Source organism: Methanosarcinales archaeon (assembly GCA_014859725.1).
Taxonomy (GTDB): domain Archaea; phylum Halobacteriota; class Methanosarcinia; order Methanosarcinales; family Methanocomedenaceae; genus Kmv04.
The window spans coordinates 1-6,481 of record JACUTQ010000132.1; the positions used below are offsets into that span (position 1 = coordinate 1).

The 6,481-nt window shown below is 40.6% G+C and carries 8 protein-coding genes; 5 read left to right on the top strand and 3 right to left on the bottom strand.

The features are described from left to right. Positions 1-263 (bottom strand): cobalamin B12-binding domain-containing protein (locus IBX40_10055; protein MBE0524659.1); only part of this gene is annotated, 263 nt, incomplete at its 3' end. A gap of 590 nt (positions 264-853) precedes the next feature. Between IBX40_10055 and IBX40_10060 the strand changes: the two genes are divergently transcribed. Beyond that, the gene (locus IBX40_10060; GenBank protein MBE0524660.1) at positions 854-1,246 is read left to right on the top strand and encodes a hypothetical protein; all 393 of its coding nucleotides are present in this window, start codon (positions 854-856) and stop codon (positions 1,244-1,246) included. 364 nt (positions 1,247-1,610) lie between these two features. On the opposite strand, the gene fhcD is transcribed toward IBX40_10060, so the two are convergent. Beyond that, complete coding sequence (fhcD, locus tag IBX40_10065) at positions 1,611-2,507, bottom strand: formylmethanofuran--tetrahydromethanopterin N-formyltransferase (GenBank protein MBE0524661.1); 897 nt, start codon at positions 2,505-2,507, stop codon at positions 1,611-1,613. A 73-nt stretch (positions 2,508-2,580) separates the two neighbouring features. Here fhcD and IBX40_10070 point away from each other — a divergent pair, with 73 nt between their 5' ends. The 4 genes from IBX40_10070 to IBX40_10085 all read left to right on the top strand — a co-directional run bounded on the left by IBX40_10070 (position 2,581) and on the right by IBX40_10085 (position 5,528). Continuing rightward, positions 2,581-3,093 (top strand): M48 family metallopeptidase, encoded by a 513-nt coding sequence (locus IBX40_10070; GenBank protein ID MBE0524662.1) that lies wholly within the window; start codon positions 2,581-2,583, stop codon positions 3,091-3,093. 52 nt (positions 3,094-3,145) lie between these two features. After that, the gene (gene coaBC / locus IBX40_10075; GenBank protein ID MBE0524663.1) at positions 3,146-4,363 is read left to right on the top strand and encodes a bifunctional phosphopantothenoylcysteine decarboxylase/phosphopantothenate--cysteine ligase CoaBC; all 1,218 of its coding nucleotides are present in this window, start codon (positions 3,146-3,148) and stop codon (positions 4,361-4,363) included. Then, positions 4,360-5,235 carry a GHMP kinase gene (locus IBX40_10080; protein ID MBE0524664.1) on the top strand — a complete coding sequence of 292 codons (876 nt, stop codon included), beginning with the start codon at positions 4,360-4,362 and terminating at the stop codon, positions 5,233-5,235. The genes coaBC and IBX40_10080 overlap by 4 nt, the downstream gene beginning before the upstream one ends. Positions 5,236-5,297: 62 nt before the next feature. After that, entirely contained in the window at positions 5,298-5,528 is a 231-nt protein-coding gene (locus IBX40_10085; GenBank protein MBE0524665.1) for a hypothetical protein, read from the top strand. 23 nt (positions 5,529-5,551) lie between these two features. On the opposite strand, the gene IBX40_10090 is transcribed toward IBX40_10085, so the two are convergent. Continuing rightward, complete coding sequence (locus tag IBX40_10090; GenBank protein MBE0524666.1) at positions 5,552-6,139, bottom strand: DUF445 family protein; 588 nt, start codon at positions 6,137-6,139, stop codon at positions 5,552-5,554. Positions 6,140-6,481 lie beyond the last annotated feature (342 nt).

Below are 6,481 nucleotides of genomic sequence, written 5' to 3' on the forward strand. Positions count from 1 at the left end.
GTATTACGAATTATTTGAGAATGGATACTGTGCCCGAGTAAAAACTGGTCCCAAGTTATTTCACCCTCTCCTCGAACGATATAATCGATACACGGGTGCTCCTTCATTATATTGTTATACATGAAAGTAGGATGAGTTCCTCCAAGAACGATTTCTATTTCGTTATCTAATTCTTTGATCGCGCTAGATATTGCAAGGCTACGAGGAAGACTGGGTGTTGATGCCATGCCTCCGATAAATACAATAGTTGGTTGTTTATTCACTATGTATTCACCTATCGCAGCATCATTGCTAAACTGTTCTTCTTGTTTACAGAGGTATCATTTGTTCATTTGTTGTCCATATTGTTTGTTTTATACGTGCCCCATTTTAGCGCCATAATTGTTACATTGGTTTAGTCATTCTTAAGGATGCACGAGAACGCCTATCGCTGCAATAACTATCCCCGTACTAAAGTACAAGGTCTTCAAACAACATAATACTAACCTTGTTATGAACCTCGGACAAATATCCCGGGCATGTATATAGGGATTATCCCTCATTATAATTTTAGCAATGACAGTAAGATGTAACCAAAAACAAACTAACATTTAGAAGTGAAAGTATATCTTTAGGTACATCATGCACCCTATAATGGTCATGTGGGAGCCTGGAAAATCAGGGCGCACTTGTTAAACAAAAGGTTTAAAGATATAAATTTTTGTATGCATTCAAAAAAAATGGTACAATATATATTTGGATTACCTAAATCAAGTGGCTAAGAAGACTTCTAATTTTAAGATAATGCCATTTACCCTGTGATTTGAAAGGGATACTTCAAAAGGTTTATTAGCAAATGGTTGTAGTTACTTTTATGCCTGAATTCAATGTTCAAACAAAGCGTAAGCGAATTAACGTTTTTAAAATCGGTGATTTTTATATGATAAAACATTTTTTTGATAACAAAGAAAGTTTCAAAAACATGGTAGATTATTACAATCCGGAAACATATCAATTCGTAATGAAAAACGAAGAGGCAAAAAACAAGGTAATAGAATACCTGCAAATGAAAGCAGGATTTGATATTCAGATTATTGAGGATCCATCTAATTTTATGGTGAAAATTGGTAAAGATAAGAAATATGGCGCCATTTTGAGAAATTCAATCGATTACAGAGAATCGAAGGATACAAGAATATTCGTGATGAAAGACATGGCAGCTGTTGAGGAAGCTGTTAGTTTGGGTGCTGAGAAATATTTGGGTTGAAAGATCAAGAAATATAGTAGATGCTTTTATCTCACAAGATTTTCATAATGTAGAACTTCTTACAGCTTCATGCGTACATTTAAAATTGTTTTACGAATTTAAACAATAGAATATCATTTTTTAGGATTGTCTTTGTCTTCTGTTACTTTCTGATGCTCTTTCCTAATGTGATCATTTAAATAATCCATATAAAATAATAAAATAAAAAACATTATTTTGGATTGTTGAATCATAATCTCTCAAAAATAGGGTTTTCCGACAATCTCTTGGCAGACCCAACCGCAGCAAATCTGCGGGGTATAACGATTGAGATTAATTTTTCCTCACTGAAGAGATTTAAAAAAAAAGAAAGTAAGACCAGGTCTTACTTTAATATCTCATGCAGGTGGAATTTATATGGTCCAAGACTGCCGCCGAAATTGCCAGCTGATATTTTTTTAACTCCCGGGATCATAACTGCCGCTTTAATGCCTGTCAACATTGCCTGGGAAATTACTTTATCATTCAGCCCGTTAATGACGATCTCATAGATACCATTTACATCTGCGGGTACATTGCTGCCTTCCACTTTATTCTTGATGCTGGGAGAGAACTTTTCATTGGAAGTAGCTTTCAGGAATGAATATTTGTTTGCTCCTACTTTCGAACCACTGGCCACAATCCCACCAGGGAATGGTGTTATAACGCCTTCAACCTCAGCAATGGCATCCACTGCAGCTTCAGCTGCAGTAAGGGCTGACATCTGGCTATCTGCCAGGATAAAGAAGTTGCCGCCTGCGATACCTTCCACTGCACCGATATTCAATTCAGTTATGAAGTCTCCTTCCATCATTGGGATCCTGTACACCTGGCGCCCGCCTATCTCTTCCAGCGTTTCCATCCCGTCCCCGAAATAACGAAGCTTGTTTCCGGTGTCAAACTGCTTCTCTGCATCAGGAAGACCATTATACATATGGGCCGTCGGTGCAGGCAGTACGCAATCACCAAGCCTGCTCATCAATTGTCCTTCCATGCTCTTATAGCCGAATGTGCATAGCTGGATATATACTCCGGGCCTGCCGTCGGGGGTCTTATCAGGTCCCACTACTTTTTCGATGCCGCCTTCAGCCGGACAATGTATGACTGAAGTCCCGAATCCTGTTGCTTCTGTAGCTGCCACCATTGCCCACCTTTTGGTGGCTCCTGTGATCAGTACTCTTGCGATCTTGATCGGAAACGCTTCTGCGAATGTATCTTCTATCTCTACTCCATTTAATTCCATAAAATATCCCTCTAGGTAACTGATTTTACTGATGCATACATATACTCTTCGAAATTGTTCGGTTTTGATAAGTATGACAGGTCATGAACTGGTTGTTGAAGTGGTACGAAGCACCCGCCGCAAAAAAACAATACAGGCTAGAGTGGTGGGGGAGAAGCTTGTAGTTTATCTTCCAATTGGATTAAGCAAAAAAGAAGAATCCGAATGGATTGAAAAAATGCGGGATAAGGTCACTAAAAAACGTCTCCGTATAGATCTCAATAATAATGATTATCTAAAGTCGAGGTTCAATGAGTTCAATAAACGGTATTTCAATAACCAGCTCAAGGTACATTCAATTGAATATGTTACAAACCAGAATACACGTAGCGGCAGCTGTACTCCTGTGAATGGTACAATCCGTCTGTCTCATAAACTGGCTGATATGCCAAAATGGGTACTGGATTACGTGATCATACACGAGATGGCCCATCTGGTGCATCCGGATCATTCAAAAAAGTTCTGGCAGAAGGTCAATGAATACAGGTATACAGAACGTGCCAGAGGGTTTTTGATATGCAAAGGGTTGGAAGACGGATCTAATTAAAATACCATATAAAAACATTGAATAATGTAACAGACAAAACAAGAGGATACCTATGAACAACCATCCCACACACCTGCTACGCCAGACATCATCAACCAAGTTGAAAGATAAGACCATTGTACTGGCGGTCACTGGCAGCATCGCAGCTGTCAGAACAGTGGAGCTTGCCCGGGAATTGATACGACACGGAGCAAGGGTAAAAGCAGTGATGAGTGGCGCAGCAGCAGGAATTATACATCCGGATGCACTTCATTATGCTACAGGTGAGCCTGTGATCACAAGAATTACCGGGGCTGTGGAACATGTGGAATACTGCGGTGAAGGTGGTACAGCCGACCTGCTGTTAATAGCTCCGTGTACAGCAAATACTATCAGCAAGATGGCATTGGGAATTGATGATACACCTTCCACTACATTTGCAGCCACAGCTTTGGGAAGTGATATTCCCATAGTAGTGGTTCCGGCCATGCATGGGACCATGTTCAAACACCCGGCCATTGTAGAGAATATAAAGAAATTGAAGGGAATGGGAGTACATTTTATTGGGCCGGTAATTGAAGAAAAGATTGCCAAGATCAGTACCAATGAAGAAATTGTATTGTGTACCCAGCGGATTCTGGGGGATAACAGCCTGAAAGATAAACGGGTGATCATAACAGGTGGAGGTACTATGGAATCAATAGACCCCATCAGGGTACTGACGAACAGGGCCTCGGGGCGTACCGGGGTCGCACTGGCCCAGGAAGCTTTTCGCAGGGGTGCGGATGTGGTGCTGGTACATCCAAGAAAAATGGGGTTGTACGGTATAACTGAAGTGGCAGCTGAATCTGCAAATGAGATGATGAAAAGTGTGCTTGATGAAATAGACAGGGGCTGTGATCTACTGGTGAGTTCCGCAGCCATATCAGATTATACAATAGAGCCCCGAAAATCAAAGATTAAGTCCGGCCAGGAGCTTTCTCTTACCCTGCGCCCTACTGCTAAACTGCTACAAAAGGTCAGGGAAAACTATCCCAATCTGGATATTATCGGTTTTAAGGCTGAAACACGTATCAGTGAATCTGAATTACTGGCAAGCGGCAAAGAACTGCTAAGAAAGTATGGTCTCTTGATGGTGGTTGCCAACGACGTGGGTGAGTCAGGGATGGGGACTGAAGTTAATTCAGTCTATCTTCTGGATTTTAGTGGAGCTGGTGCGGGTCCCTTAAATGACACCAAACAGCTTATTGCCAGCGCTATATTTGAGAAGTATATTGGAGCATCAAAATGACAGATGCATTTGCGCCTGCCCATATTACCGGATTTTTTGCTGTAAGACCTGACCCTGATCCTATTAAGGCAGGTTCTGTGGGATGTGGTTTCTGCCTTGAGAAGGGAGTTACTGCCAGTATAAAGCAAGATACAGAAGAACTCGTTATCAAGTTTAATAATGAACCTATTAAATTTCCTACAGTAGAGTGGGTAATTGAAAAACTCCTGGGTCAGAAACCTAAATTAACAGTTGATCTTAAATGTGATGTTCCGCTGGGTTTTGGCTTCGGGGTAAGTGGTGCAGCTGCCCTTTCATCGGCTTTTGCAATACGATCGGCATTTGATCTTGAAATGGATATGAACCGGTTGGCTGCCGTGGCCCATGTTGCAGAAGTTGTGAACAGGACTGGTATGGGAGATGTGGCAGGGCAATGTGCAGGAGGTGTGGTGATCAGGACTGTACCCGGTGCACCTGGACCAGGGACAGTTGAAAAATTGGCGGTAGATTCCCAACAGATATCCTGGGTGTGTCTAGGCGAGATCTCAACAGCATCGGTCCTTAAGGATGAAACCACTATGCATGCCGTAAACAAGGTTGGTGAGCGGGTATTGAAATTACTGGTAAAAGACCCTGGTGTTGAAAATTTCATGTCGCTCTCAAAGGAATTTGCAGTTGAGACCGGGCTTATCAGTCTCCGTGCCCTGGACGCCGTGGAGGCTGTGGAAGCTCAGGGTGGCATGGCAAGTATGGCTATGCTGGGGGAAACAGTATTTGCACTGGGTGGTGGGGATGTATTATCAAGGTTCGGAAAGGTAGACAGCAGCAGAATTAGTATCAAAGGGGCACGTTGTTTAAAGGAAGGCGACTATCTGACTCTTTCCCAGCGATAGATTAATAATTGACATAGACATTATAAAGAGCCGATAACAAATAATAACACAGGAAGGAAGATATGGCAACATCAAGAAAAAGAGCAAAAATGAAGCGTTATTTCAAAGAACTAATTCACACTTTCCGATTTACTTTTGAAGACATTAGCCAGACTAGTGGTATTGAAGTTGAAAGATTAAAAGCCATCAACAAAGGTGAGGAACCTACTCGTGAAGAGGGATTGATTATGCAAAGAATAACTTTGGCGATGTCAAGAAAACGTGGCGAAGATACTGGAGAAGAATCTGATTAATTAGTCTCAGGCTAATTTTTTTTTCATGTTAATATGAAATAAATCATTTGTATAAAACCTATTGTAAACCCTAGTATTCCGCCAATTATAGTAATATGTCTTAATTCATTAGATGAGACTCTGAGCACAATATTTTCCAGTTGTTCAATATCATAGGCTTCTATATTGTTGACAATGATCTCTTTAAAGTCCACATTTCTTTCGATCTCGTGAATAAATTCGCTGATCAGCTGGTCTTTATTGGTATTTATTGACCTCTTTGCCCTGTTACGCAGATATGTATTTATGCCAGTATTGATCCTGGACAGAATATCGCTTTTTCCATTGTTATCAGGACTGAATGAATTATCCACCATTTCATCAATTAGAGGAGTCAGGTCTAATTCTTTTAGAACCTTGGACAGGTCCTTCATTGAAATAAGTTCGTCTTCGATTGTTGCTGCGATACCTTTGGAAATATCATTCCTGCGTTTTGGCAGCAATCCCTGTAGTACAAATGGTCCGAACTTAATAGGCTTTTGTGGCCTGAACAGCATTTTCACAGCAATATAATTGGTACCATAACCGATAACAGCTCCAATAAATGGAAAAAAATACGGGGTATAGTCCATGTTTTGAATTTAATTGCTGACTATTTTAATGTTGGCTTGAATAGCTCGAAAATCAAATGTTGCGACGGCACACCCAACCGCAGTAGAGCTGCAGGGAATAGTTATAGGACAACTGTCAAAAAAATCATGGAGAAAGGAAAAATTTCAGGAAAGGATATACACCATCAGAATAGTAGATATTAATTAAGATGTTATATAGCACTCCCGTTTTTAGAGTGATCAATGTTTTTCATAGGAAATATTGAATGAAATGTATGAAGTAAATGAAGTGGAGAATTGTGTTAGATAATAATTTGGGACCAGTATAGATTTGGGGCACAAAAAATCGATCAAAAATATCCA

Bases quoted from the DNA above. Each gene is read 5' to 3' on its own strand.
- IBX40_10080 (MBE0524664.1), top strand. From the start codon at position 4,360: ATGACAGATGCATTTGCGCCTGCCCATATTACCGGATTTTTTGCTGTA.
- coaBC (MBE0524663.1), top strand. From the start codon at position 3,146: ATGAACAACCATCCCACACACCTGCTACGCCAGACATCATCAACCAAG.
- IBX40_10090 (MBE0524666.1), bottom strand. From the start codon at position 6,139: ATGGACTATACCCCGTATTTTTTTCCATTTATTGGAGCTGTTATCGGT.
- IBX40_10085 (MBE0524665.1), top strand. From the start codon at position 5,298: ATGGCAACATCAAGAAAAAGAGCAAAAATGAAGCGTTATTTCAAAGAA.
- fhcD (MBE0524661.1), bottom strand. From the start codon at position 2,507: ATGGAATTAAATGGAGTAGAGATAGAAGATACATTCGCAGAAGCGTTT.
- IBX40_10060 (MBE0524660.1), top strand. From the start codon at position 854: ATGCCTGAATTCAATGTTCAAACAAAGCGTAAGCGAATTAACGTTTTT.
- IBX40_10070 (MBE0524662.1), top strand. From the start codon at position 2,581: ATGACAGGTCATGAACTGGTTGTTGAAGTGGTACGAAGCACCCGCCGC.